General features: G+C 66.6%; 14 protein-coding genes. 1 reads left to right on the forward strand and 13 read right to left on the reverse strand.

Annotated elements, in window-relative coordinates; genetic code table 11:
* Positions 1-78: 78 nt before the first annotated feature.
* The 4 genes from K5658_RS23525 to cysK form a co-directional block, all read right to left on the reverse strand.
* A complete protein-coding gene (locus K5658_RS23525) occupies positions 79-2253 on the reverse strand; it encodes a family 2A encapsulin nanocompartment cargo protein cysteine desulfurase (RefSeq protein WP_246628611.1) in 2175 nt (724 codons plus the stop codon).
* Positions 2228-3157 (reverse strand): family 2A encapsulin nanocompartment shell protein, encoded by a 930-nt coding sequence (locus tag K5658_RS10130; protein ID WP_221066804.1) that lies wholly within the window; start codon positions 3155-3157, stop codon positions 2228-2230. Before K5658_RS10130 ends, K5658_RS23525 begins: the two co-directional genes overlap by 26 nt.
* Positions 3158-3291: 134 nt before the next feature.
* On the reverse strand, positions 3292-4266 hold the full coding sequence (gene epsC, locus K5658_RS10135; RefSeq protein ID WP_221066805.1) for a serine O-acetyltransferase EpsC: 975 nt from the start codon (positions 4264-4266) through the stop codon (positions 3292-3294).
* The gene (gene cysK, locus K5658_RS10140) at positions 4244-5221 is read right to left on the reverse strand and encodes a cysteine synthase A (protein ID WP_221066806.1); all 978 of its coding nucleotides are present in this window, start codon (positions 5219-5221) and stop codon (positions 4244-4246) included. Before cysK ends, epsC begins: the two co-directional genes overlap by 23 nt.
* Positions 5222-5632: 411 nt before the next feature.
* Between cysK and K5658_RS10145 the strand changes: the two genes are divergently transcribed.
* On the forward strand, positions 5633-6790 hold the full coding sequence (locus tag K5658_RS10145; RefSeq protein ID WP_221066807.1) for a sigma-54 interaction domain-containing protein: 1158 nt from the start codon (positions 5633-5635) through the stop codon (positions 6788-6790).
* A gap of 31 nt (positions 6791-6821) precedes the next feature.
* On the opposite strand, the gene K5658_RS10150 is transcribed toward K5658_RS10145, so the two are convergent.
* The 9 genes from K5658_RS10150 to K5658_RS10190 all read right to left on the reverse strand — a co-directional run bounded on the left by K5658_RS10150 (position 6822) and on the right by K5658_RS10190 (position 25906).
* Complete coding sequence (locus tag K5658_RS10150; protein ID WP_246628612.1) at positions 6822-7337, reverse strand: GNAT family N-acetyltransferase; 516 nt, start codon at positions 7335-7337, stop codon at positions 6822-6824.
* Entirely contained in the window at positions 7322-7633 is a 312-nt protein-coding gene (locus tag K5658_RS10155) for a type II toxin-antitoxin system TacA family antitoxin (RefSeq protein ID WP_246628613.1), read from the reverse strand. The genes K5658_RS10150 and K5658_RS10155 overlap by 16 nt, the downstream gene beginning before the upstream one ends.
* Before the next feature lie 60 nt (positions 7634-7693).
* The gene (locus K5658_RS10160; RefSeq protein WP_221066808.1) at positions 7694-9328 is read right to left on the reverse strand and encodes a ShlB/FhaC/HecB family hemolysin secretion/activation protein; all 1635 of its coding nucleotides are present in this window, start codon (positions 9326-9328) and stop codon (positions 7694-7696) included.
* Positions 9325-10071 carry a hypothetical protein gene (locus K5658_RS10165; protein ID WP_221066809.1) on the reverse strand — a complete coding sequence of 249 codons (747 nt, stop codon included), beginning with the start codon at positions 10069-10071 and terminating at the stop codon, positions 9325-9327. Before K5658_RS10165 ends, K5658_RS10160 begins: the two co-directional genes overlap by 4 nt.
* 13 nt (positions 10072-10084) lie before the next feature.
* On the reverse strand, positions 10085-11839 hold the full coding sequence (locus tag K5658_RS10170) for a putative porin (protein ID WP_221066810.1): 1755 nt from the start codon (positions 11837-11839) through the stop codon (positions 10085-10087).
* A 126-nt stretch (positions 11840-11965) separates the two neighbouring features.
* A complete protein-coding gene (locus K5658_RS10175) occupies positions 11966-12643 on the reverse strand; it encodes an energy transducer TonB family protein (RefSeq protein WP_221066811.1) in 678 nt (225 codons plus the stop codon).
* 9 nt (positions 12644-12652) lie between these two features.
* Positions 12653-13057, reverse strand: a complete 405-nt coding sequence (locus K5658_RS10180) for an ExbD/TolR family protein (protein WP_085213102.1) — start codon at positions 13055-13057, stop codon at positions 12653-12655.
* A 55-nt stretch (positions 13058-13112) separates the two neighbouring features.
* Positions 13113-14915: a DUF2341 domain-containing protein gene (locus K5658_RS10185; protein WP_221066812.1), complete on the reverse strand. Its 1803-nt coding sequence runs from the start codon at positions 14913-14915 to the stop codon at positions 13113-13115.
* A 227-nt stretch (positions 14916-15142) separates the two neighbouring features.
* Positions 15143-25906 (reverse strand): filamentous haemagglutinin family protein, encoded by a 10764-nt coding sequence (locus K5658_RS10190; protein ID WP_221066813.1) that lies wholly within the window; start codon positions 25904-25906, stop codon positions 15143-15145.
* Positions 25907-25912: the final 6 nt, after the last annotated feature.

The raw sequence follows: 25912 nt of genomic DNA on the forward strand, positions 1-25912 counted from the left end.
CCCCCACATCCCCGCCTCGATCCAGGAAAAAAGCCGATGGCCTGCGAAGGCGCATCGGCTGTTTCCGGGGCGGTTCAATCAGCGGCGCAGGCCATAACTGCCGCCTTGGATCCGGCGCACGGCATCGACCAGGGTGTCGATTTCCGCGCGGGTGTTGTAGAACGCCAGTGAAGGCCGCACCGTCGCCTCCTGCCCGAAACGGCGCAGGATGGGCTGGGCGCAATGATGGCCGGAGCGCACCGCGATCCCTTCGCGGTTCAGCGCCTCGCCCACTTCCTCCGGGCGGAAGCCTTGCAGCACGAAGGACAACACCCCGGCCTTGTCCGGCGCGGTGCCGATCAAGGTCAGGCCGGGCACGCCCAGCAAGCCCTCGGTGGCATAGCACAATAGTTCATGCTCGTAGCGGCTGATATTGTCGATACCGATCCGCTCGACATAGTCCAAGGCCGCGCCCAATCCCACCGCGTCGGCGATATTGCCGGTCCCGGCCTCGAAACGGGCGGGCGCTCCGTGGTAGACCGTGCGCTCGAAGGTCACGTCCTGGATCATATTGCCGCCGCCCTGCCAAGGCGGCATGGCGTTGAGCAGGTCCAGCTTGCCATACACCGCCCCGATCCCGGTCGGTCCGAACACCTTGTGGCCGGAAAACACATACCAATCGCAATCCAGCGCCTGCACATCGGCCCGCATATGCGAGACCGCCTGCGCCCCGTCTAGCAAGACCCGCGCCCCGTGGCGGTGGGCGATTTCGATCATTTCCTGGGCGGGCGTCACCGTGCCCAGCGCGTTCGAGACCTGGGAGAACGCCACCAGCTTGGTGCGGGCGTTGAATAGCCCCTCGTATTCGTCCAGCAGGATTTGGCCGCGGTCGTCCACCGGGGCGACCCGCAGCCTGGCCCCGGTTTCGGCGCATAGCCGCTGCCAGGGCACGATATTGGCGTGATGCTCCAGCCAGCTGATGACGATCTCGTCGTCCTTGCCGATATGGCGGCGGCCCCAGCTTTGGGCGATCAGGTTGATGCCCTCGGTGGTGCCGCGCACGAAGACGATCTCGTCGCTGCTGGAAGCGTTGAGGAACCGGGCGACCTTGTCCCTGGCCGCCTCGTAGGCGTCGGTGGCGCGTGCCGCCAACTCGTGGGCCGCCCGGTGGATGTTGGAGTTTTCGCAGGAATAGAAATACGCGAGCCGGTCGATCACCGCCTGGGGTTTTTGGGTGGTGGCGGCGTTGTCCAGCCAGATGAGGGGGCGTCCATGCACGCGTTCCTGGAGGATGGGGAAATCCCGGCGCACGGCCAGCACATCGAAGCCCGGATGGGCGGAGGTCTGGCCGGGGCCGGGTCCGGACCCAGGGCGGGCCGGTTCGGGCTGGGAGGCTCCCGAGGTCGAGTGGAGTTCGTCGAGGAAGTAGAAAGAGAGGGCCGATAGCTCGCCCCCGGCGGTCTCGGGCGAACCTTGGGGCGGCGTCCAGCCGGTTCCCGCGGGTTGCGAGCCGGGCACGCCCGCCCGCGTCCCCGGCGAAGGGATGTCCGTCAGCTCCGGGAACTCGAATTCCCCATCGCGGGGTTTGAGTGCCACCGGGGGCGCGGAGCGCGGCGGCGTCGTTTGGGCCGCGTCCAGGAAATAGAACGGGCTGGCCCCGGCCGGTCCCGCGGGTTGCCCCGGAGCGCCGGCCACGGCGGCGGGCTGGGCGTAGCGCCCGGCCTCGCTGGGTTGCTGGAAGGCCGAGGCGGGCGGCACCGCGCCCGCCAAGGGCAGGGAACCCGCCTCGACGCCGGGGGTCGCCGGAGGCGTCGAGCCCCATTGCGAACCCGGAATCCCCGAGCGGTGTGGCTGCACCCGCGGTCCCAAGGTGGAGACCACATTCGGCAGGACCGAATTCAGGCTGGGGTCGATGCCGGGCCGGTCGGGCCGCAACGCCGGCACCGTCCCGGCGCTGGCGGGCTGGGCCGCCCGCAGGAAATACAACGGCGCTTCGCCATCGCCGCCGCTGGGCGCGGTGGCGAGCGCCGCCGGTTGCTGGCCGGAGCCGCCCGCCAGGACGGCGGGCAGCTTGCGGAGGTCGGCTTCGTCGGGCAAATCCCCCAGCGGCGCGGCGGATGCGGCCACCGGTGCCACGTTCAGGGCCGACCCGCCGGAGGCTCCCGGCAGGGTGGCGAAGAACTCGTTGGCGAGCCGGGCCAACACCGCCGGATCGGGCAGGCCGGACGGCACCGTCCCGCCGGGCGGATTAGCGGTATTCAGGCTTGTAGTCATGGTACTTGCCCACATCGACGTTTTCGAGCACGGCCAGGGCGTCCTCGGTCAGGACGGCCAGCGAGCAGTACAAAGACACCAGATAGGAGGCGATGGCCTTGCGGCTGATGCCCATGAATTTCACCGACAGGCCCAGGCCCTGTTCGCCCGGCAAGCCCGGCTGGTACAGGCCCACCACGCCCTGGCGGCCCTCGCCGGTCCTGAGCAGGAGGATTTTGGTCTTGCCGTCCTCGACCGGCACCTTGTCGCAGGGCACCAGCGGCAAACCGCGCCAGGTCAGGAACGGCGAGCCGAACAGGTTGGCGGTGGGTGGCGGCACGCCGCGGCGGGTGCATTCGCGGCCAAAGGCGGCGATGGCCTTGGGATGGGCCAGGAAGAAGGCCGGTTCCTTCCACACCTTGGTGATGAGTTCGTCCAGGTCGTCCGGGGTCGGCGGGCCGGACAGGGTGGAGATTTTCTGGTCGGGGTGGACGTTGTTGAGCAGGCCGTATTCCGGGTTGTTGAGCAACTCGTTTTCCTGGCGTTCCTTGATGGTTTCGATGGTGAGGCGCAGCTGTTCCTTGATCTGGTCGTGCGGGCTGCCGTAGAGGTCGGACACGCGGGTATGCACGTCCACCACCGTGGTCACGGCGCTGAGGAAATATTCCCTGGGATTCTCGTCGTAATCGACGAAGGTTTCCGGCAGGTCGCGCTCGTCGCGCTGGGAGCAGGCGGTCAGCACGCGGGAGGCGTCCTTTACTTTGTTGAGGCGGTAGATACCGGCCTCGACCCCGATCCAGGGCAGCAGGTGGACCAGCCAGCGCGGCGTGATCGTGGTGAGCTGGGGAACGGTCTTGGTGGCGTTGGCGAGTTGGCGGGCGGCGGCATCGCCTAGCGCCCGTTGGATGTCTTGGTTTTCTGCCATAGTGGTTCGCTCTGGTTTTTGTGGCGGGTGCCCGCGCGGGGCGCGGGCACCGGGAGTGGCCCTGGGGCCGGATGGGGCGCGGTGCGCCCCGGACGCATTCCCACGCGGCGCGTGGGAACGAGAAAACTGGGGGATTAAATCCCGGCCCCGCCGTCGAAGACCTCGTTGCGGGCCTGGGCCTGGGTGATATTGCTGTTGGGGGGCACGCTGCGGGTCAGCCAGACATTGCCGCCGATGGTCGAGCCCCGGCCCAGGGTGATGCGGCCCAGGATGGTGGCCCCGGCGTAGATCACCACGTCGTCTTCCACGATGGGATGGCGGGCGTTGCCCTTGAGCAGGACGCCGTTCTCGTCCACCGGGAAGCGTTTGGCCCCGAGGGTGACGGCTTGGTACAAGCGCACCCGCTGGCCGATGATGGCGGTCTCGCCGATCACCACCCCGGTGCCGTGGTCGATGAAGAAGCTGCCGCCGATGGTGGCCCCCGGATGGATATCGATGCCGGTGGCGGAATGGGCGATCTCGGCGATCATGCGGGCGATCAAGGGCACGCCCAGCCGGTGCAGTTCATGGGCGAGCCGGTGGCAGGTGACGGCGGCGATGCCGGGATAGCACACCAAGACCTCGTCCACGCTGCGGGCGGCGGGGTCGCCCTGGTAGGCCGCTTCCAGGTCGCTTTCCAGCAGGGCGCGGACCTGGGGCAAACGGGCGGCGAAGCGGCGGACGATGTCCAGGGCGCGGGCGTCGCTGTCGGTGTCCTGGGTGCCCGCCTGCTCGGCGGCGAAGCGCAATTCGCGCCGCACCTGGCCCAGCAAAGACCGCAGATGGGCGTCCAGGGTATGGCCCACGAAATAATCCACCCCTTCCAGGGATAGGTCGCCATGGCCCAGCCGGTTGGGGAACAGGGCGGTGGCGAGTCCGTCCACGATCTCGACCAAGACCTTGCGCGAGGGCAATTTGGGCGGGCGGCGCTCGCGCCGGCGGTTTTCCAGGGAAAGCTCGCGCAAGGCCCGCAACTCGGCGACGATGGGCTCGATATCGAATTGGGACGGGGACTCGGACACGGGAGCGGTCCGCTGGTGCAAGGGATCAAGCCGCGAATCCGTGAGCATCGAACACCCCCTCGAATAACACCGAACTCAGATAACGCTCGCCGGAATCCGGCAGCACCACCACGATGGTCTTGCCAGCGTGTTCGGGCCGCTTGGCCAGGCGCACCGCGACAGCGGCGGCGGCCCCGCAGGAAATCCCCGAGAGGATGCCTTCCTCGCGGGTCAGGCGGCGGGCGAACTCGATGGCCTCCTCGTTGCCGACCCGCTCCACGGCGTCCACCAGCGCCAAATCCAACACTTCCGGCACGAAGCCCGCGCCGATGCCCTGGATTTTGTGGGGGGCGGGTTGTAGCGGCTCACCGGCCCGCTTTTGGCTGAGGACCGGGCTGGCGGCGGGTTCCACCGCCACCGCGAGGATCGGCTTGCCCTTGGCGTGTTTGATATAGCGCGACACCCCGGTGATCGTGCCGCCGGTGCCGACCCCGGACACCAAAATATCGATGGCCCCGCCGGTGTCGTCCCAGATTTCCGGGCCGGTGGTGGCTTCGTGGATGGCCGGGTTGGCCGGGTTCTTGAACTGTTGCAGCAACACGTAGCGCTCCGGGTCGGAAGCGGCGATCTCCTCGGCCTTGGCCACCGCCCCGGCCATGCCTTTGGAGCCTTCGGTCAGGACCAGCTTGGCCCCGTAGGCGATCAGGAGCTTGCGGCGTTCCAGGCTCATGGTTTCGGGCATGGTCAGGGTCAGGGGGATGCCCCGCGCCGCCGCCACGAAAGCCAGGGCGATGCCGGTATTGCCGCTGGTCGGTTCCACCAGGGCCTTGCCCGGACCCAACAGGCCGCGGCGTTCGGCGTCCCAGACCATGGCGGCCCCGATCCGGCATTTCACCGAATAGGCGGGATTCCGGCCTTCGATCTTGGCGAGCACGGTGGCCTGTGCCCCGTCGGTGACGCGGTTGAGCCTGACCAAGGGCGTATGGCCGATGGCGTGCGAGTTGTCTTCGTACCAATGCGGCATGGCAATCTCCGGTTACGTGGTGCCTGGGCGTGCGGTCGCGGGCCAAAAAAAACCAGCGTTCCATGGTGGGAGACGCTGGCTTCCGGTGGTCCGGTCGGCACTAGGGGGCGCCGCGGTGGGTTTGGTTTACCTGTGCGGCGCTGACGGCTTCGGGGGGAGACTTTAATCGAAGTTTTATATGCGATGAAAGAATCAAAGATGATTCTTTAATTCTTTTTTGTTATTAAAATCGGTTTGCGGAATTGGGTCTGCCGTGGCTATCCGGTTTTTTATAACCTCTGCGAATTAAAGAAGACGTTTTTATTATTTTTGATGTGGATCACTGTTGCTATAGTCGCCATCTGCAAGCCCGGCCCGGTCGGTTTCCTGTCCGCCGGTTGATTGTTTTTTGGGAATCCCTCGATCAAAACCATGGACACGCTAGCCACAGACACCTTTTCCACCCCCATCACCGAAGCCTTGTTCCACGAATTCCGCAGTGCCGTGGGGCATGACCGCGCCCCGCCGGTGTTGACCTTCCCGGAACCCAGGGCTTTGAGCCTGTCCATCCGCGCCACGGCCCTGGTGTTCGAGGACCCGCGCTCGCAAGCCCTGTTCGCCCGGCTCGAACGCATCGCGCCCAGCGAGGCCAGCGTCCTGGTGATCGGCGAGACCGGCACCGGCAAGGAACTGGTGGCCCGCCAGGTCCACGCCCTGAGCCGCCGCGCCGGTGGGCCGTTCGTGGCGGTGAATTGCGCGGCCCTGCCGGAAACCCTGATCGAGAGCGAGCTATTTGGCCACGAGAAGGGTGCCTTCACCGGGGCGGTGCAGGCCAAATCGGGCTGGTTCGAAACCGCCCACGGCGGCACCTTGTTCCTGGACGAGATCGGCGATTTGCCCCTGGGCGTGCAGGTCAAGCTGCTGCGGGTGTTGCAGGAGCGCGAGATCGTGCGGGTCGGTTCGCGCCAACCCACGCCCATCGACGTGCGCTTGATCGCCGCCACCAATGTCAACCTGGAACAGGCGGTCCGGGCCGGCACCTTCCGCGAGGATTTGTTCTACCGGCTCAATGTCGCGCCGTTGGACCTGCCGCCCCTGCGCGAAAGGCCGGGCGATATCCTGCCCTTGGTCCTGCATTTCCTGCGGGTCTATGCGGAGCGGTTGGGGCGGAGCGGGGTGTCCTTGACCCAGGAGGCGGCGCGGCGGCTCCAGGAATACGAATGGCCGGGCAATATCCGCGAACTGGAGAACGTCATCCACCATGCCCTCTTGGTCTGCGCGGGTTCCGCGCTGAAGCCCACGGACCTGCATTTTTCCTCGACCTCGTTCCAGCGCCCGGCCACGTTGGCGGAACCCCAGGCCGATAGCGGCGAATTGCGCCGGGTGCTGTTCCGCCTGTTCGAGCAAGCCCCGCCCAATCTGATGGAAACCATCCAGGAGACCCTGATCCGCTCGGCCTACGATTATTGCGAGCATAACCAGGTGCATACCGCCCGCTTGCTGGATATCAGCCGCAATATCCTCCGGGCGCGGCTGGCGCGGTATGGCTTGATCGGGGTGGCGGAGAAGGCGGAGCCGGTGGAGGTGTAGCGGAAGTTTCCAGCGGGCTGGGGCGGGTTCGTCATCCCTTGCCCAATAATCGGCGGGCGTCCTTGAGCAACAAAAGCCAATAGTTGGCGGCGGTGGGGGCGCGACAGAAGCCGAAGCCTTCGTAGAACCGGACGGCGTCGCCGTCGATGGGCTGGGTCATCAGGGCGCGGACGCCCGCGTGTTCCGCGATGATCGCGCTACGGCGGATGGCGTCCCGCAGCAATCCCGATCCAATACCCAGCCCTTGGTGGGAAACCGCTACGGCCAGCCGTGCCAGCAGGACCACCGGGATCGGGTATCGCCCCATTCCTTTGCGAATTCGTTCGGGCGCATCCATGGTGTCGATCTGGCCCACGCTCAAGCTGTAGTAACCCACCACGCGCCCGGCGTCCGCGACCACGAAAGTCCGGGCCGAACCGCTGCCCTGCGCTTGCCGGGCATACCGGACCAGCCAGTCGTTCAAACCGGGCCGACCGCAATCGAAGCCTTCGAGCGTGTGCGGGTCCGACAGTGGCTCGGGCGGCGACAGGCTCAAGGCTTGTCCCAAGGTTCCGGTTTTGCGAATAAGCGCTGTAAGCCGGGGTTGTCTTGCGGTGGTTGGTCCAAGAGTTCGAGCAGGGCCGCGTATTCGCTGCCCGGCACCATGAACAGGCGTTGGTCGAGCAGGGTTTGCTCGGCCGCGGCGCAAGCGCTATCGAGGACGAATTCGGCCAGGGATTTATGGCGGGCCGCGGCGGCTCTTTGCAGCAAAGCCTCCTGTTCGGGGGTGGCCCGGAATCCCAAACGGGCCGGGCGTTTCGGGCGGGATGGCGTGGGGATCGAGGTCATGTGGGCAAGGCTCACGGAGATTGCGGAAGCCCCATGTTATTACGTCATGCCAAAGCCCACCATCCCCGCGCTTCCCTAAAACTCGTAGCTCACCCTGAAATCGATCCGCTGCTGCCCGACATCCACCGTGCCCTGCCGGTAGAAGGGATAGCCCCAATCCAGCTCGCCCACGAAATGCCGGAGTATCTGGGTCCGCAAGCCCACCCCGGTCGCGGCCAGCTTGTAATAGCTGGGATTCCCTGGCAAGGCGTCCTGTATCCACAGATAGGCCCAGTCGTAGAAGGCCAGCAGCCGGAGGTTCTGGACATAGTCCGCGCCTTCCGGCCACAGCCTGGGGCTATAGAGTTCCGCCGACAGGTTCAGCCCGCTGTCGCCCAATTGCTGGGTTTGGTAATAGCCGCGCACGCTCTGCATCCCGCCCACCGCGAATTGCTCGTTGCTGATCAAGGGCTGGTCGGAAATCTGCCCCGAAGCCCGCGCCAGCATCACCAGATCGTAGGGCAAATCCTGGCGGTGCTTGAGGTCGGCGGTGAAATAGAAGAAATCCGGCTTGGCGTTGTAGCGCTTGTTCTCGAATTCCTCGGCATTGTTGTCCATGCCCCGGATCGAGAAATGCCCGGCGGCGTTCAGGCTGGTGGCCCATTCCCCGCCGCGCCAGGTGGCGTCGTAGCCCAGCATCAAGGGGATATAGTGGATGGGCGTGTTGCCGGTGTCCTGGCCGACCAGGGTCACGCCCTGGTTGAAATCCTTGTAGTCGAAGCCGAAGGTCAGGCTATGGGTGTAGCTGTCGCGGGCGGGCAGGGGCTTCACCAGGCGGGCGCCGTAGATCGAGCCGGTGCCGACCACCGCCGTGCCGCCCACGCTGGCCCCGAGATTGGTGTTGGAACTGATGCCGATGCCGTACAGCGCCAAGCGGGTATCGGCCCAGCCGGTCGGGAGGACGTAGGTGCCGGACCAGACTTCCACCTCGTCGCTGTTCTCCGGGGAAACCTGGTATTGCAGCGAGGCGCTGTGGAACATCTGCCACAGGTTGTCGTAGCGGATCGAGCCGATCAGGCGGGTGCGGGTGGTGTGTTCGGTGTTGCGGCCATTGATTTCCACGCTGCCATGCATCGGCAGTTCGTCCTTGACCTTGAGTTCCACTTCCATCTGGCCGGGGGTCGAACCGGCCCGGAATACCGGGGTCACGCTGCGGTCGGCGGATTCCTGGGCCAGCTTGCCGATTTGCTCCTGCACGGCGGGCATATAGGGCACTCGGCCCTCGGCCAGGGCCGGGACGCCTTCGCGTATCTTGCCCAGCGAATAATAGCGGGCTCCCGTGACCCTGAGGATTTCCACGCTGCCTTCCACCACTTTCAGCCGCACGGTGTTCTGGTTCACGTCCTGTTCCGGGATATCGACCACGACGGTGGGATAGCCCTTGTCGCGGTAGGTGGCTTCCAGGGCGGCGCGGGCTTTTTCCACATCGTCGATGGTCTTGCCCGGACCCAGGAAGGGATAGACCGCCCGTTCCACCGTTTCCACGTCCAGCACGGTGTTGCCTTCGATGTGGTAATCGTACACATCGAAGCTGGGCGTGGAGGGGGCCGGGGCCGGTTCGGCGGTGGCGGCCGGGGCGGGTTCGGAAGGAGTCGGCTCGGCCCAGGCCGGGGGATGGACCAAGCTCAAGCCCAGGCACAGGCCCGCGGCCCGGATGCGGTACGGCTTCATGGCTGTTCCCCCGTGCCTTCTTCTTCCACCGCCGCCGGCGCGGGCTGGCCTTCCTGGGGCGCGACCGCCGGTTGGAACGGCGTGGCCTTGAGCTGGTGGAGCTTGTAGCGGTAGTCCTCGGCGGCGTTCTCGGTCTGGACCTTGCCCAGCCCGGTCAGGGGTTCGAGGTCGGTCACTTTGTCCCAGAAGCCTTTTTCCTTGTACTTCTCCAGCAATTCCTTATTCGCGTTCAACAGGCCGCGGTTGCGCTCGCCGCATTGGGCGACCCATTGCTCGCGTTCCTTCACCGCCTCGACCAAAAGCTGGTTGTCGGCCTGGATATCCTTGGCCTTGGCGACGATATCGCGTTGCCTGCCCATAAGGGTTTGTTCGCGGCCCTTGGCTTGTTCGATCCTGGCTTCGAAATCGGCCTTGGCGCTTTGCAGGGCGTCGGTCCCGGTTTTCTTGCACTGTTCGAGTTCGGCGGGCAGGGGTTCCAGCTTGTGGACGGCCTGCTCCAAGGTTTTCACCCGGTTTTCCAGCGCGGCCTTTTCGCCGAGGAGGGTGGCTTTCTCGGCTTCGAGCGCGGCTTTTTCCGCGCTGAGTTGATGCAGCACGCCCTGGGCCTTGCGCAGCACTTCCTTGAGTCCCGCGTCCTGTGAGGGCGATTTGGGCGCGGCCCCGGCTGCGCCGCCCGCGAGCAGCAGCGCGGCGCAGAGGGCCAGCATCGCCGCCCGCGATCCGTTTTGGTTAGCCAATTCCATCGCTATGCCCTCCTCAGAACTTGGCGTTCAGGTCGAGGTTGAGGGTGTCGATGCTCAGGGGCGGGCCGCTCACCGCGTCGCTGGACAACCAGCGCAAATCCACCCAGGTATTGGTCGCCAGACCATACTGGGCACCGACCGTCCAGCCCTTGGCGTTGGTGCCGCCCTCGTGGAAGATCGGATCGTTGAAGGCGTCCAGGATCGCGTCGCTTTCGATATAGCGGTAGCTGAAGAACAGGTTCCAATCGTTGAAGCGCTTGAGTTCCGGGCGGCCCACGTCGAGCCGCACCATGTAGGCGTTGGTGTGCGGCTGATAGCTGTCGCCGAATTCGCTGGCGATATAGGCCGAATCGAAACCGAAGTTCTTGGCGTAGTCGGCGGTCAGGAGGACGTGGGTGGGCGCGAATCCGGCGTAATCGAAGGCCGCCATGATATCCATGACCTGGAAGTTCGAGGCCAAACCCACCAGGCACACGTTCTGCGCCCCCAGCGCCCCGGTGTTGCAGGCGGTCTGGTTCTTGGCGTCGTTGATGGCGACCAGGGTATTGCCCTTCTGCATGAATTGGGGCGCGGTCCAGTCGTATTGGTCGCTGTCCAGGCTGTTGCGGACGGCGCGGACGTTGCTGAAATCGTAATAGGCCGCCGCCAGCTTCAAGCGCGAATCCTGGAACGGCAGCCAATCGGCCCCGGCCTGGAACGCGAACATCCACTTGTCGGAGGAGGAGAAATTCACCTCCTGCAAGGGCAGCACGCCCGCCGTGGCGAAAATGGTATTGGGGGTCTGCGGGCCCAGGTTGATGCCATAGCGCCCGGTCGCCAAGGGCGCGTGGTAGGAAGACACGGTGGGATCGTCCTGCCCGAACCGCCACCGCGCCGTGCCGACCAGCCCCTCGAAGCTGAGCATGGCGCTATAGAGCATCTCGGTGGACATGAAGGGATTGGGGATGCGCCCGCCCCACAGCGTCAGCCAATCGTTGCCCTGGCCATCGACGTAGTCGTATTGCAGGAAGGCGCGGTCCAGGGCCACGATCCAGGCCGAGTTGTAATCGCCCAGGGTTTGGTTGGTCGAGACCGGGCTGTAGATATTGGTGGTGGTCAGGCGGAACCCGGCTTTCAGCCCCTCGGTGATCTGGGCGTCGAAACCCACCCGGAAGCGCTCGTTGATGCGGGCGCGGTCGATGGTGCTGTTGAGGTAGGCGCTGTTCTTGGCCAAGGCTTGGGAAATGCCGCCCTCGTGGTTGATGGCTTGCCAGTCGTAGAACTGGGCGTTGCCGGAGGGGAAGAATTCGTCCGAGAACCGGAGGCGGGCATCCATATAGGGCTTGATGCGGTGGACCCAGTCCGGGATGGAATCGGCGAAATTCCATTGCTCGGCCTTGGCGGTCTTTTTCACGTCCTTCAACACCTCGTCCTTGAGTTCGGCCCGCACCTGGTCGTGGATTTCCTTCTTCACGAACTCGGGCACGTAGCCGACATGGATGTCCTTGCCCTTGGCGTTCTGGGCCGGGGCGGCGGGTTCCTGGGCTTTGGCTTGCGCCGCTTCCTGGGCCAGCTCCGCCTTGGCTTCCTTCACCGCCTTGGCCTGGGCGTCGCGGATCATGGCGTCGGCGCTGGCGCGGTCGAGGATGCCCTTTTGCACCAGGGCTTCGATCAGGTTGACGGTCATATTGCGGTTGACCAGGGTCGCTTCGCGGTCTTCGGCGGCCTGGACGCCGGCGAGGGAGGAGCCCGCCAAGAGGGCGGCGAGGGTGGTTCTAGCGGTTTTCATCGGATAGCCCTGTGGTTTTCTTATCGGCCCCGCGATCCGTGGAGTCCAAAGCGGGCTTTGGGCGCTCGACACCCTCCAAAGCGGGCTTTGGACTCCAGGCCGGAAGGAGCCGGGGGAGATTGCGTGTTAAATCCGGGAGGTCAGCCTGATCTTCACCGGCTGCGGCATGTTCTCGGGGGGTGGTTTTTGCAGGGCCAGTTTGAGCTTCGGGAGGGCGGCGCGGATGGCCTGGTCCACCTCGGGCTTGCCGCTGCCGCTGGTCAGTTCGGCCCGGCTCAGGCGGCCATCCGGGCCGATCCAGATATCCAGCATCACGGCGTAGCTGCTCTTGCGGGCGTGGGTGTCTTCCAACAGCGCGTGCAATTCGGTTTCGAGCTGGTGCGAAACCTGTCCGCCATACCAGTGGATCAAGCTGCCGGGCGTGCCGCCCAGCAGCGAGCGCCCGCCCTTGCGGGCCGCCAGCCCGAAGGCGTCGGAACCGGCGCCGCCTTCGCCATCCACGCCCAGTTGCTCGCCGGGGGGGGCCTCGGCCTCTTCCGGGGCGGGCTCGGGTTCCTTTTCGGGTTCGGGTTCCGGCTCCTCGATCTTCTCCTCTTTCACCTCGGGTTCCGGCGGTTTCTGCTCAGGGGGCGGCGGGGGCGGGGGCGGCGGTTGCACCACGCTGATTTGCTGGACCACGCGCTTGGTCTGCGGCCCTTTCTGGAACAGGTCTTTCAGCAGGAACACGCCGACCGCGATCAACACGCTCAAGCCCGCCCCGATCAATAGCGGCAGACGCCGCAGCCAGGTTTTTTTCTTGTCCATCGGGCGGGCCTATTTCACGAGTTTTTGTGTGACCAGCCCGAGCTGGCTGATTTCGAGCCGGGTCACCACGTCCAGCACCTGTATGACTTTTTCATACTGGATGGAGGCATCGGCCTTCAGCACCACCGGCAAATCCGGCGTCGCCGCCTTGTATTGCGCCAGCCGGGTTTCCAGTTCCTGGATCGACACCGGGTAGGTGTCGAGGTAGATCGTCCCGTCCGGGGTGATGGAAATCGCCTTGGTCTTGGGCTTCGACAGGCTCGGCGTGCTGCTGGCCTTGGGCAGGTTGACCGTGATGCCCTGCACTGTGGCCGTGGTCATGATGATGAAGATCAACAGCAGCACGTAGGCCACGTCCAGCATGGGCGTGATGTTGATGTCGTCGTAGACCTTCTCTTCGGATTCGACTTTCATGGGGAGGCGCTCCTTGGTGTGGTTGCGTCGTGGCCGGGCCGGGGTACGGCGGCGTTCATATCCCGTCGCCGCCGATGCCGAAGCCGCGCTGCCGCACCGCCACCCGCATGGCGAGCAGGGCGAGGAATTCGTCGGTGAACACCCGCATATCGGCGGTGATTTCCTTGATGCGGGTCAGCAGGTAGTTGTAGGCAAAGAGGGCCGGGATCGCGACCGCTAGCCCTGCCACCGTGGCCAGCAAGGCCGCCGCGATGCCGGGGGCGATGGAGTTGATGTTCACGTCGCCGGTGGCGGCGATGGTGGCGAAGGTGATCATCACGCCCATGACCGTGCCCAACAGGCCCAGGAACGGCCCGCCGGCGATGGCGATGGTGAGGAGGACCATGTTGCTGTTGAGGCGCTGGCTTTCCCGCACCACTTGCGAATCCAGCCGCACCCGCAACAGGTTCCAGGCTTCGGGCGGTACCGGCTGGTCGTCGGCGTCGCCCACGAAGATTTTCAGTTCCCGTATGCCGGTGTGGTACAGGTGGTAGAGCGTGGAGCTTTGGAAATGGTCGTGCTTGCCGACCAGGGCGGTGAGTAGGTCGGAATCGCCGATATCCTGTTCCTCCTCGGTTTCCTCTTGGTCGAGGGCGCTGAGGTGGGCGGCGTCGAGCTTGTGGTAGCGGGCCAGGAACGCCCGGTTGTCCTTGGCGATGCGGGAGATGACCACGCCCTTGACCACCATGACCAGCACCGCCACCACGAACATGATCCCGGTCAGGCCGATCACGACCCAGCCGTCGAGGGTGACGTTCTGCACGATCACCATGAAATGGCCGCCGCCCTCGCTGGCGTTGGCTTCGTCCTGGCCATAGGCCAATACCGCGAAATCCGGGCTTTGGGTGCGGTAGCTGAGCTTGATCCAATCGGCGGGGCGGGCGGTGGCGGCGATTTGGACTTCGTCCAGGAGCCCGGTGAAACCCTTGCCAATGGCGAGGCTGGGATTCAGCGCCGCGAGCTTGATCGCCGCGTTCCCGGCCAGCGCGCCATCCACATAGAGTTCCAGCTGGTCCGGGCGGGCGACGAGGGCGATGTGCTGCCACTTGCCGGGTGTGAGATTGGCGGCGGGGGTGGCGGTGCCTTGGTAGCGGGCCGAGAGCGCCGTGCCGTCCAGATTGAGTTCCAGGGCGTTGGCGGCGTCGCGGGCTTCGAGCAGGCTGGCGGCGGTTTGCGGCGCGTCGAATTTGACCCAGGCCGAATAGGTCCAGCCCTTGGCCGGGTCCACCGCCAGTTGCGGGGCCGGATTGACCGTGATCGGTCCCGCCCCGGTGAATTTGGCCGCCGCGCCGATCCAGCCGCCCGGATCGATGCCGGCCTTGGAATCCGCCGCATGGGTGGCGTAGGCCGTGGCGTCCTGTGGCAGGGTTTCGCCTTCGGTGAAGTGGTAGGCCAGCCCTTGGGCCACGTCGTACAGCCCCTTGCTGTCCGAGCCATCGGGCGCGTTGGCGTTGCCGTAATAGAACCATACGGCGTCGGTCGCCACCCCGCCGCGCACTTCCGGCAGCTTCACCCAGACCAAGCCCATTTCGTTGAGGGCGTCGATTTTTTCGACCTGGTGCTTGAGCGCGATCTTGTCGTCCTTGAGGAAGCGGATATCGCGGCCATTTTCGGCCAGTTCCCCGAAATAGCCGAAGTTGCCGCCATGTAGACGGATTAACAGCGGGAAATCGGCCAACGTGTTTTGGATGTCCGCGCCGGTGGCGCTGGCGTCCACCGTGAGCTGGCGGCGCGAGGTCCACTCTTCGTTCCACCAGCCCAAGGCCAAGGCCGGAATCAGGAGCAAGGCCAGCCCCAAGGGAAGTTGTTTTCTGGTCATTTTGGAGTGCCGTGTTTTTTTCAAGTCTTTGTTTATTTTTAGCTATTTTCCAAACCGGGTTGGGTGGTGCCCCTTTCCCGCGTGGCCGCGAAGCAGGGCTTCCGGGCCTTGGATTCCCCGGCGGAGCTTGGGAATCGGCGGTTGGCGGAAGCGGCGGGGATTTTTTCGCCACCGGCTTTAGCGTATCGCTAAACGCGCCCACGCTATATACCTTATGTGGAAACGGTCTAGTTGGTCGCCGTGGGGTCGCCGCCGCAGCCCGGTTTGCCGTTGCGTACATCGGTCACGCTGCACTGGCCGTAACCCACCACATCGGCGTTGAGCAGGCTGTTGCCGACGGCCTGGGCCTTGGCGAGGCTCTCGTTCTCTGCCTGGGCCTTGCCTTGGTCGTCGAGCCCGCCCGACTGGGTCGCGGCCTTGGCCGCGCCCGCCGCCGCGCCCGCGACGCCGCTCGGTATCACCGGGGGCGCGACCGCCGTGGGCACGCCCACCGTGCCGCCCGACGCCTGGATGTTGGAAGCGCCGATGACCGCGCTGGCGGCGATCACCACCCGCCCGCCGCTGATGCCGGCCTCGCCCGCGTTGACCACGCCCGCCGGGGCCGCCAGATAGACGTTGCCCTGCTTGCCGCTGCCGTCGGAAGGGGTGATGGCCTGGATGCCGCTGCCCGAGACGATGGGCGGGAAGAGGGTGACGATGTTGCCCTTGTCGTCGAGGGTGGTGGTGGGCGGCGGGGCGGAGATGGCCGATTTGGCCCCCTTGCCCGCGTCGATGCTGCCCGCCGAGGACCAGAGGGCGATATCGCCACCGCCCATGGTGAACACCCGCGATTGGTTGACGTTGAAATCGCCCTTGGAAAAGGCGTTGAGGTCGCCCTGGCCCTGCACCACGATGCCGAGTTGGTCGGCGCTTTTCTGTAGCCCCGCGACCTTGCCCGCTAGCCCTACGTCCACCTTGCCGCCGGGCGTTTCGATGTTGATATCGCCGCCGGTGAAGCTCTTGATCTGGCTGAACACCAGCCCCAGGTCGCCGCTGTACTTGTCGCCGGGGAACAGCTTGGCGATGGCGTCGAAGCCGCGTTGATAGAGCGCCTTGCGTTGGCCTTCGGGCGCTTTGGCGGCGGCGGCGGCGGCGAGCTTGATCTCGCTGAACAGGATTTTCTGGGCCAGGCCGAGTTGGGTGGTCTCGGGTAGCGTGGCGAGATAGGCCCGCCGGTCGGCGGCGGAAAGCCGGGCGAAAGTGTCGTCTCCCGGCAGTTCCAGCGTCTTGAGATAAGCGCTGTCCAGTGTGAGATAGGCGTCGAAGAAGCCCTTGAGGTCGAGCGGGTCCGAGAGTCCCGCCAGGATGTCGATGGATGCGCCCGTGCTGGACAGGGCCGGGTTGGACAGGTTGCCGACGCTCAGTACCCCAGCCGAACTGCCCAGGTTGATATCCCGCCCGGCCAGTACTTGCAGCCGCCCCGGCCCGGATTGCTGGATGCGCTGATCCAGGCCGTTGACGTTGCCGTTGTTGTCCAGGCTGGTGTCGAAGCCGATATCGCGCTGGGCTTGGATCAGGCTGATATCGCCCGCCGCGAGGTTCTGGGTGTAGAAGCTGACGTTGCGGATATCCCGCCCGGCCTGGACTTGGGTGGGCTTGGACAGGAAGAAGCGGATGCGGCTGCCGCCGGACACGGCGATATCGCCCTGGCCCGCCACCAGCAGGGCCGGCTGGGTATCGCCGCTATGCACCGGGGTGGAGGCGTGGATCACGCTGGTGGCCGGGTTGGACGGGTCCAGCCTTTGGTTCAGCAGGATCGGGTTGTCGGCGTTGCCCACCAACTGCGTGACCGGGAGCGCCACGCTGGGGAAGCTGGCCGGATCGGCGTCCGAGAGGTTCACCGTCAGGGCGTTGTCGTCCAGGTTGTCGGTGGTGAGGTCGTTCCCGGCCAGGAGTTCGAGTTGGCCTTGGGGCGAGGGATAGAGGTTGATGGAACCGTCGATGCGGATATCGCCCCGCGCCGCCACGGCTTTGAGCGTGCCGGGGTACAGCGCCAGATTGAATTCGGCCAGTTCGTCCTGGGAATAATTCTTGACGGTTTTCCAGGCGTCCAAACCGCCTTGCAGGGTGATATTGCCCGCCGCCGACCACAGGTTCACCGAACTCGTGGGAGCGTAAGTGATGAAATCGGCGGTCTGGCCGCTGGCGGCGTCGGGGATGACGCGCTGCGGCAGCAGGGTGGGATTCAAGGCCGTGCCCAGGACCACATCCTGCCGCGCCTTCAGGTCGAAGCGGGCATCGCCCAATTCCACGATGCTGGCCAGCCCGGAATCCGCCGCCCGGATCGAACCGCCCGCTTCCAACAGCCCCGCGCCCTGGCCGGTATAGAACTCGCCGCCCCGGATATCGCCACCCGCCCGCACGGCGAGATTGCCGCCGCCTTGGACCACGGTGCCGTTTTCCAGCCATTGGCTGTCGAGCCCGGCGGTGGGTCCGGTGTTGGGTTTGCCGCCGTTGCCGGGGGTGGTGAGGACGCCCATGGGCTTGCCGGTGGTGGGGATCATCACCGACAAGTCCGCCACGTCGCCGCCCGCCCGCACCGTGACATCGCCGCCGCCCAGGGCACCGACGTTCTGGTTGAAATAGCGGTTGCCCTGCTCGTTGAGCGCGATGGGGTTGCCGTGTTCGTCGGTGATGGGATTGCCAGAGGCATCGGTGATGGGCGTGCCGGTGCTATCGGAATTAGGCTGGCCGTCGTCGCCCACCGTGATATTGGTGGTATTGGCCGTGGTGCCGCTGATATTGATGCCCCAGGCGGTGGGGGTTTTGCCGGTGTCGTTGGGGTCGTCGTTCCAGGTGCCGGAGCGCACCAGCCAATCGCTGCTCAACTGGCCGGTCTGGATGCCGCGGATATCGCCCCCGGCGCTCAGGTCGATATTGCCGCCGTGGGTGGGATATTCGGCCAGGAAGGCCCAGGCCACTTGGTATTCGTTGAGATAGCCCCAGCGCAGCAAGCTCGCCATCTGGGTGGAATCGAGGCCGCGCAGATAATCGGCGAGCTGCATATTGGGATCGGGCTTGGGCACGCCGGGAATATTGCCCAGCAGCAAATCGCCCCAGGAATAATCGGCGGGACGGCCCATCGTGTAGACGGCGGCGGCCTTGGTGGAATCCTGGGCGTCGGCGACGAAGGTAATATCGCGGCCCGCCTGGATATCGATATCGCCGGTGCCGGTCCTCACCACCACTTGCTTGGACAGGGTCGTGGTGGCGTCCAGCGGATTGGGCACCTGATACTGGTTCGCCAGCAGCACATCGCGCCCGGCCTGGAGCTGGTAGCTCCAGGAATAGCCCGGCTGGATCACATCCTGGAAGCGCAGCGCGCCGGGCTGGTCGGGCAGGACGATATTGAGCGGATCGGGCAGGGCCGCGATGGCAAAGCCATCGGTGAGGGAGGCGTTGATCTTGAGGTCGCCGCCCGCGTCCAGGCGCAGATAGCCGGGCACGCCGCCCCAGCGCCACAGCGCCGTTTGGGTGCCGGTATCGGGATCGGTGGCTTTCGCCATGAAATCCCACACGCTGTTGAGCGCGAGGTCGCCGCTATTGCGGATATCGAGGCCCGGTGCCAGCAACACGCCCGCGCCGGAGTGATCCGCCGGGGCTTGGGCCTTGGCCATGAAGGCGGCGGTGTCGGCTTGGTATTGGGCGATGGCGGCGGCATCGATCACGCCGACGCCGGTATAGACCCGCGTGGCTTCCAGCACGGTGCGGGCGCTGCCGGTGATCCGGGTGTCGATGGCGCTGGCGTTGACCGCGCCCGTCGCTTCGTCGCGCCCGGTGCGCAGATGCACCGAGCCGCCATCCCCGCCCGCGCCGCCGGAGACATCGAGGGTCGAAGCCGCCGCCAGGTCCAACCGTCCGGAATGGGTGTCGTCCAGGCCGGTCGCCACGGTGTCCAGGGTGACGCTGCCGCCTTTTTCCCCGGCGCTATTGGCATGGGCATCGATGGCCGCGCCGGAGGTGAGGGCGATGCCTTGGGTGGCCTGGACCGAGACCGTCCCGGCGGTCGCGCCCGAGGCGTCGATGCGGCCCGCGATCCGGGCCGAGCCTTGATCCACCGCGAGATCGAAGCGATGCGCCGTGAGGGTTTGCCCCGCCGCCAACACCACATTGCCGGTGCGCTGGCGGATCGACACCGTGTCGGTGAAGCCCGCCGTCGCCAGCTTGGCATTGAGGCCGGACAGGGCCGCGCCGCTGTCCTGGTCGGCGGCGGTGCCGGTCGCCGCCACATCCAGCGTGAACCGGCCCGCCCGCGAACCCGCCGCCGGAGCGCTGGCACCGATCTGGCCATTCCAAGCGAAGCGGCCTTGCGGGGCTTGCACGGCGAGGTTGCCCGCGTCGCTGGTCTGGTCGCCGCCCGCCGCGATGGCGGCTCCCGAGAGATTGATGCTGGCCCCCGCATCCAAGCCGATATTGCCTTGGGTGGCGACCAGGGTCACATTCCCCGCCGGGACATAGCGGGTTTGGCTGCCGATGGCGACGGCCTGCCCCGCGACATCGATGGCCGTGCCCGCCGCCAGGGTCAAATCGCCGCTCCGGGCCGTGAGGTTCAGCAGGCCGGCGGGCAGGTCGAAGCGCCCGGCCCCGGCGATGCTGTCCGCCGCGAGGCTCAGGCTGACGCCCAGGCCGGTGGTTTTGGCCGGATCGGTCGGGGCCGGGGTCGCGCCCAGGGTCAGGCTGTGGCCGCTGGCCTCGATGGCGAGGGTCGCGCCGCTCTCGCCGCTGAAGTGCCCGGCGTTCAGGGCCAAATCGCCGCCGACCGTGAGCTTGCCGACGGTGGCGCTGCTGGCCGTGGTGCTGGTGGTGCCCGCCGCGGTCTGGGCGGCGGCTTGGGCCAGCAGGGCTTCGCTGGCGTTGAGGCCCACCTTGCCGAAGCCGGTGATGGCATATTGCCCGACGCCCAGTTCGATGCGTCCGGCGTCGAGGTTCAAGGTGCCATCGCCGCTGCCGGTCGCGCCGGTGGCGGCGGCGGTGGGATTGCTCCAGGCGAGGGTTCCGGCGCTCAGGTGGGCCGCGCTGCCCGCGCCATAGCCATTGAGGGCGGCGGCATCCAGGCTCAGGGTTTTGGCCGAGACCGAGACATCGCCATAGAGGTTGATGGCCCCGGCACTGATGAGGCGCAAATCGTCCACGGCGAGCTGGGTGCCGGATAGCACCAAGCCGCCGGTATTGGCGGGGGCGTCGCCCAGGCTGATTTGGCTGGACTTGAGCGAGAGCGCCCCGCCGTGCATGGCGAAGCTGCCCGCGAAACGGGTGTCCTGGGTGGAATCGAGCAGGATGGAACCCTCCGATTGCAACCGCGCCCCGCGGGCGACGCTGAGGACGCCGGTATCGCCGGTGGTGGCCTGGTCGCGGACGACTTCGACTTGATCCAGGGAGGACACCCGCAGCAAAGCGCCGTCGCTATTGGCCGGGGCGTCGCCCGCGACCCGGTTCGATACCAGCAGGGTGTCGGCCTTGCCGCCGGTGTTGCCGGTGCTGGCCACCACCGCGCCGGCTTCGACTTTCACCTCGTCCTTGGCGGCCAGGATGATTTCCCGGCCCGCGAGGTCGGCATCGCCCGCGACCGTCACGCTGTCCGCCGTGACGGTGATGCGCTGGCCCTTCGTTTCCTGGCTGCGCAAACCGCCCAGCAACAGGCTTTCCACGCCCAGCCGGTCGAGGTCGTCGGCCAGCACGGCCACCGTGCCTTGCGGCTGTTGGGTCAACCCGGCGGTTTGGCCGACCACGGCCAGATGGTCGGCGCTGATATCGACCCCGCCACCCCGGCCCCCCACGGCGGCGGGGGCGTAGACGCTGGCGTCCAGGGTCAGGGCCGTGGCGGCGGACAAGGCGAGGCTGCCCGCGTCCATGGGCAGGCGCGGCACCGTGCCGTTGTCGTTTTTCGCGGCCTGGGCGGTGAAGAAGCTATTGGCCGAATAATCGTGGTATTCCGAATAGAGGCGGGCGGTGGAACCCGGCGCGACCGCGAAGCCCTGCCAGCGGGCGTCGCGCAGGCCGGTGTCGGCGACTTGATAGCGGCCCGCCACCACGGTGGAACCGTCCGGCAGCTTGTAGGATTGGCCGGGGTTCAAGTCCTGTGTTCCGGTTTCCGGTGTCACCAGATAGGCGCCGGGCAATAGGGCGTAGTGCGCGGGCAGCAAGGTGTAGTCCCCGGCGGGGAGTCCGGAACCGCCGCTCAGATGGATGCTGTCGCCCGCCCTCAGCCCGGAGGCCGGGAATTCCGAAGGATCGTAGGGCGTGGAAATCCCGTGCACGCCCGGAATGACCGCGAACTTGGTGGAGAACGCGGCGTCGGTCGGGTCCAGCACATCGTTGGAGCCGCCCGGCCCGGTGATGAATTCATAGGCGTGCAAATCGCCGCCGCCCGCGAGGTCCACGATGGCGTCGGGTTGCAGGCGCAGATTCTGGCCGTCCAGGGCGATGCGCTTTTCCGGCGGGGTGTCGATGACCCGGTTGATCAGCCCGGTGGAATCCAGCGGATAGAGCCAGTTCAGCCCGCCCGAACCGCGCCCGAACGGCACGGTCAGCCCCGCGCCCGACACCGAGGTCAGGCTGCCCGAGGACAATTGCAAGAGCTTGGCGGCATTGAGCTTGATCTGGCCGAAGGGGGCCACGACCACGCCGGCCTGGACGATATTGCCCGCGTTGACGGTCAGGCTGCCGCCCGCCGAGTAGACCGGGGCGCGTTCGCCGCCCGAGCTTTGGACCGACAAGGTGGCTGGGTCGCCGGTGAGGGTGATGGCGTAGTCGCTCAGGGTGGTGGGATAGACCTGCTGGGCCAAGAGGCTCAAATCCCCGGCCAGATGCAATTCGCCCAGATAATCCTTGGCTTCCTTGGCCTGACGGATGCCGATGGCGCGGATATCGCCCGCGCTATTGAGCGCGACCTGGCCGAAGCCGTCGAAACTCAGACCGCCCACCAAGTCGATGCCCTGGGCGGAAACCTGCAAACGGCCCGTGCCCGCGACCGCGTCCGGGGCCAGTTTGGAAGCCAGCACGGTGGAGCCCGACAGGGTATCGACCCGGCTTTGGGTCGAACCGAGTTGGACCAGGGGCGCGACCAGCCCGACCGTGCCGCCGCTGTCCGCCGACCAGGCCAGGGTCGGGGAATCCAGGGTGATTTGCCGGTCGGCGGTCAGTTGCGCCGCGCCCTGGAAGCGGATGCTGCCGACATAGGCGTTGTTGATATTGACGGCGTCGGTGCGCAGGGCGATGGTGCCGAAGCCCGCCGCGTCGATCCGCTCGGCGGAAAGCTGGCCCAGTCCGCTGAAATCCGCCGTCGGCAAGTCCTGGCCGAAGCTTAGGGTGGACGGCAGGGCCGGGCTGGCATCCGCCGCGACGATCAGGCTGCGCGGGGTGTCGGGGTTGCGGTCGTCGGGGAAGACGCCGCCCGGAATCAAATCGGTGGGCTTGCCGCGTAGCGTGCCGTTCAGTTCCACCTTGAGGCTGCCGCCGCTGGCTCCGGCTCCGCCGCCCTGGGCCAGGAACGCGCCGTCGGCCACGAGGCCTTCGCCCGCGGTCAGGTGGATACTGCCGCCATCGGAGGGGATGCTGCGCTCGCCGATGTGGGTGGTGTCGGGATCGTCGCGGAATTGCAGGGTGGCGGCGGTGCCGGAGACATCGATGCGCGAACCCGTTTCGGCCACGATGTAGCCACGCCGCGCCGTCAGGTCCACGCTGCCGCCCGGCAAGACCTCGCCGGTGCGGAGTCCGGTGGCGTCGCGGGCCGGGGCGAAGACGCCCCGCGCCGACAAGCGGCTGTCGCGGCCGAGCCAAATCGCCTGCGCCGCGTAGAAACCATGGTCGCCCGCCGTGGGTTTGACCAGATCGAGGGCGATTGCCCCGGCGGGGGCGTCGATGCCGCCCTCGACATGGATCGAGGTGTCGGAAGCCAGCTTGACCGCGCCCAGCCGGTCCACCGTGATTTGGGCACCCTTGCCGACGCTCAGCACGCCGTCGCGGTTCTGCTCGGCGCTGTGGGCGACTTGCAGGCTCAGATTGGCCGCGCCGCGCAGGTCGTCCGGCAGGGTGACGGCATGGGTGCCGGCGGGCAGACGGTCCAGGGAATGCAGGCCGGTGGCGTTATCGGGCAGGGCCAGATTGCGCTGTAGCGGATGGAGTTGCACGCCGTCGGCCACGTCCAGGCCGTCGAGGTTGGCGCCGAGGCTGTAATTGGCGAAGCCGCCACGGCGGAAGCTGGCGGGCGACACCACCAGGGGCACCACGCCCGGTGTTTGCGGCGGGGGCGCGTCCCGGTCCGCGCCGATGAACACCGCGCCCGAGGCCAAATCCAGGCTGCCGCCCTGCTTGAGTCCCCAGGCCGATACCGTGCCGCCCAGGTTCAAATTCGAGGGAGTGCCGCCCTGGACCTGGGTTTGGGCATGCAGTTGGATCGACCCGCCTGTTCCCGCCGTGAGCTGGGTATTCCCGGCCAGCCACGCCCCGCCGCTGGCGTCGATGCGGCTGCCCGGCAGCAGGGTCAAATCGCCTTGTTCGGTGACGAGGCTGATGCTGCCGCCCGCGATATCCACGGTCCGGGGCCGGCGGGATTGTCCCACCGGGTCGGCGAGGTCGTTCACCCAGCGGCCCGCCACCGAAATAGCCGCTTGTGGACCCAACACGATGGCGCTGGCTTGCGGGAGGGGCTTGCCATCGACTTCGATGGCGATGGGTTTGAGATCGACCTCGCCGCCGGGGGCGCTGATCTTGCCTTCGATATCGAAGCCGCCCGCTGCGAGGTCCAGCTTGCCGCCGCCGGGCAGGGCGAGCCGGGCACCGCGTTCCAGGCTGAGTTTGCCATTGGTCGCGATGGCGACCCGGGTGAAGCCGGTGCCGCGCAAAGCCGCCGCGCTTAGGTTCAACGCGGCGGCGGTGGCGCTGCCGTCCGCCGCCGGGACCGTGGGGAAAACCCCGTCCGCGCCGAGGCTCGCCGCCGCGTGGGCGGTCTTGGCGAACACCACATCCTGCTTGCCCTGCAAATTGCCCTGGTTCAGGTCGATGGACAATTCGGCCCCCGGCGTCCTGGTGCCGGATTGGCGTTGCAGCCTGCCGTTGACCGTCTGGCCTTTGAGATAGCCGTCCAACATGGCGTTATAGGCCGAGAGATTGAGCTTGCCGCCGTCCTTGCCTTCCACATAGCCCGGCTCGTAGCGTTGTAGGCCCACACCGGCCCGCGTCCAGCGCTCGGTGACGCCCCATTTGGCATGGACCCGCACGATATCGCCAAGGATGCCGGTGTAATGACGGTTGGGATCGGCCTGGCCGATGTCGTAGAGGCGGTTGCCCGAAATCAACTGCGTGGTCTGAATGTAGCCCGAACGATAGGCCACCGAACCGCCCGAGACATCTAGCACGCTGCCGGGGCGGGCGATCAAATCGCCGCTGGAGGCGATGTTGAGGGTGCCGCCCGTGGTGCTGCGTTCGTCGATGTTGCGGGCGATGCGGGCCAGGGCGCCCGAAATATCGGCGATGGGGATATGGCCGTCGGCGTCCACGTCGCGGAGGTCCACCGCGACGGTTTTGCCGTGCAGCACGCCATCGCGCTGCAAGGGCGCGTCGCGCAGTTCGTTGTTGCGGAGTTCGACCTTCACCACGTTGCGCGACATGGGCAGCACGACCTGGGTGCCGGACACATCGATGCGGCTGCCCCGGTCGAGGTAGACGCGGCTGTCGCCTTTGACGGCGGCATTGTTGGGGTCGTCGCTGGCGGTCAGATCGACCACGCCGGAATAGGCCCGCACGGTGGACTGCGCCTGGGCCAGGATGCGCTGTCCGGCGATTTCGATGTGCGAGCGGCCCTGGGTCTGGGCATCGACGGCGGTTTCCGCTTTGTTGGCGTCGAGTTCGACCGAGGTCAGGCTGTTGGGGCCGAGCGTGACCTTGGCCTTGAGCCCGAGGCCATCGCCCGCGTCCTGGGCGCGGCGGGTGGAGAGGGGTTGCAAAGCCCCTTCGGTGTTGGCCTGCGCCCCTTCCCGCGCCAACAGGCGTACCGAGCCGTTGAGCTTGACCGAGGTGCTGGCCGAGACCAAGCCGTTCTGGTTCACCGCGAAGCCGATCAGGCTGGCGTTGCCGTGCTGGGCGATGATCTTGCCGATGTTGTTGACATCGCCGCCGGTGCCGACTTCGACCAGGAGGCCGCGGATACCGGAATCGGCGTCGGCCTGTTGCAGATAGACCTTGTCCTGGGACGCGGCCACGATGACCTGGCCGTCCGGGGCTTCGATAACGCCTTTGTTGGTGATCGAGGGCGCGGCCAGGATGATGCGGCCATTGGCGGCGTGGGTGGCGATGGTCGCCCCCTGGTCCACGAAAATCTGGATTTTGACCTTCTGGCCGTTCTGGTCCAGCACCGGATTCCCGGCGGCGTCCTTGAGGTAAAGCTGCTGGGTGGTCCGGCCCTCGGCGTCGGTGGCGGAGAGGGCGGCGCTGCCGTCCTTGTCGAAACCCTGGGCCAGGCCGAGTTGCAACACCGAGTCGTTGATGTTCAAGGTGCTGGCGACCAGGGAGTTGACGTTGACCTGGGCGCTTTTGCCGAACACGAAGCCGTTCTGGTTGACCAGGTAGATTTGGCCGTTGGCGGTCAGTGTGCCGTAGATGCGGCTGGGGTCGGCTTGGTGGATGTGGTTGAGCGCCACCGAGGTGGCGGCGGGTTGCTGGAATTTGACCGTGTTGCCGACGCCGATATTGAAGCTTTTCCAGTCGAGGGTGGCTTTGTCGGAGATTTGGCGGATGGTCATGGTGTTGCCCTGCACCACCGGAGCCTGGACCTGGCCCGCGCCGGGCGCGACCAGGATATCGGCGGGCACCGGCAATTCCGCCCGGCCTGGGCGCGGCCCGCCGCCGAACAACAAACCGCCCGCCAATAGGCCACGGATGGCCACGGCCAAGGGCAGCGGCGGACTCACCCGCGCGGCGGGGAACAGGGGATGTAAGAGGTGCTTGCGCGTCATCGCGTT

It is taken from the genome of Methylomagnum ishizawai, assembly GCF_019670005.1.
GTDB classification, from domain to species: domain Bacteria; phylum Pseudomonadota; class Gammaproteobacteria; order Methylococcales; family Methylococcaceae; genus Methylomagnum; species Methylomagnum ishizawai.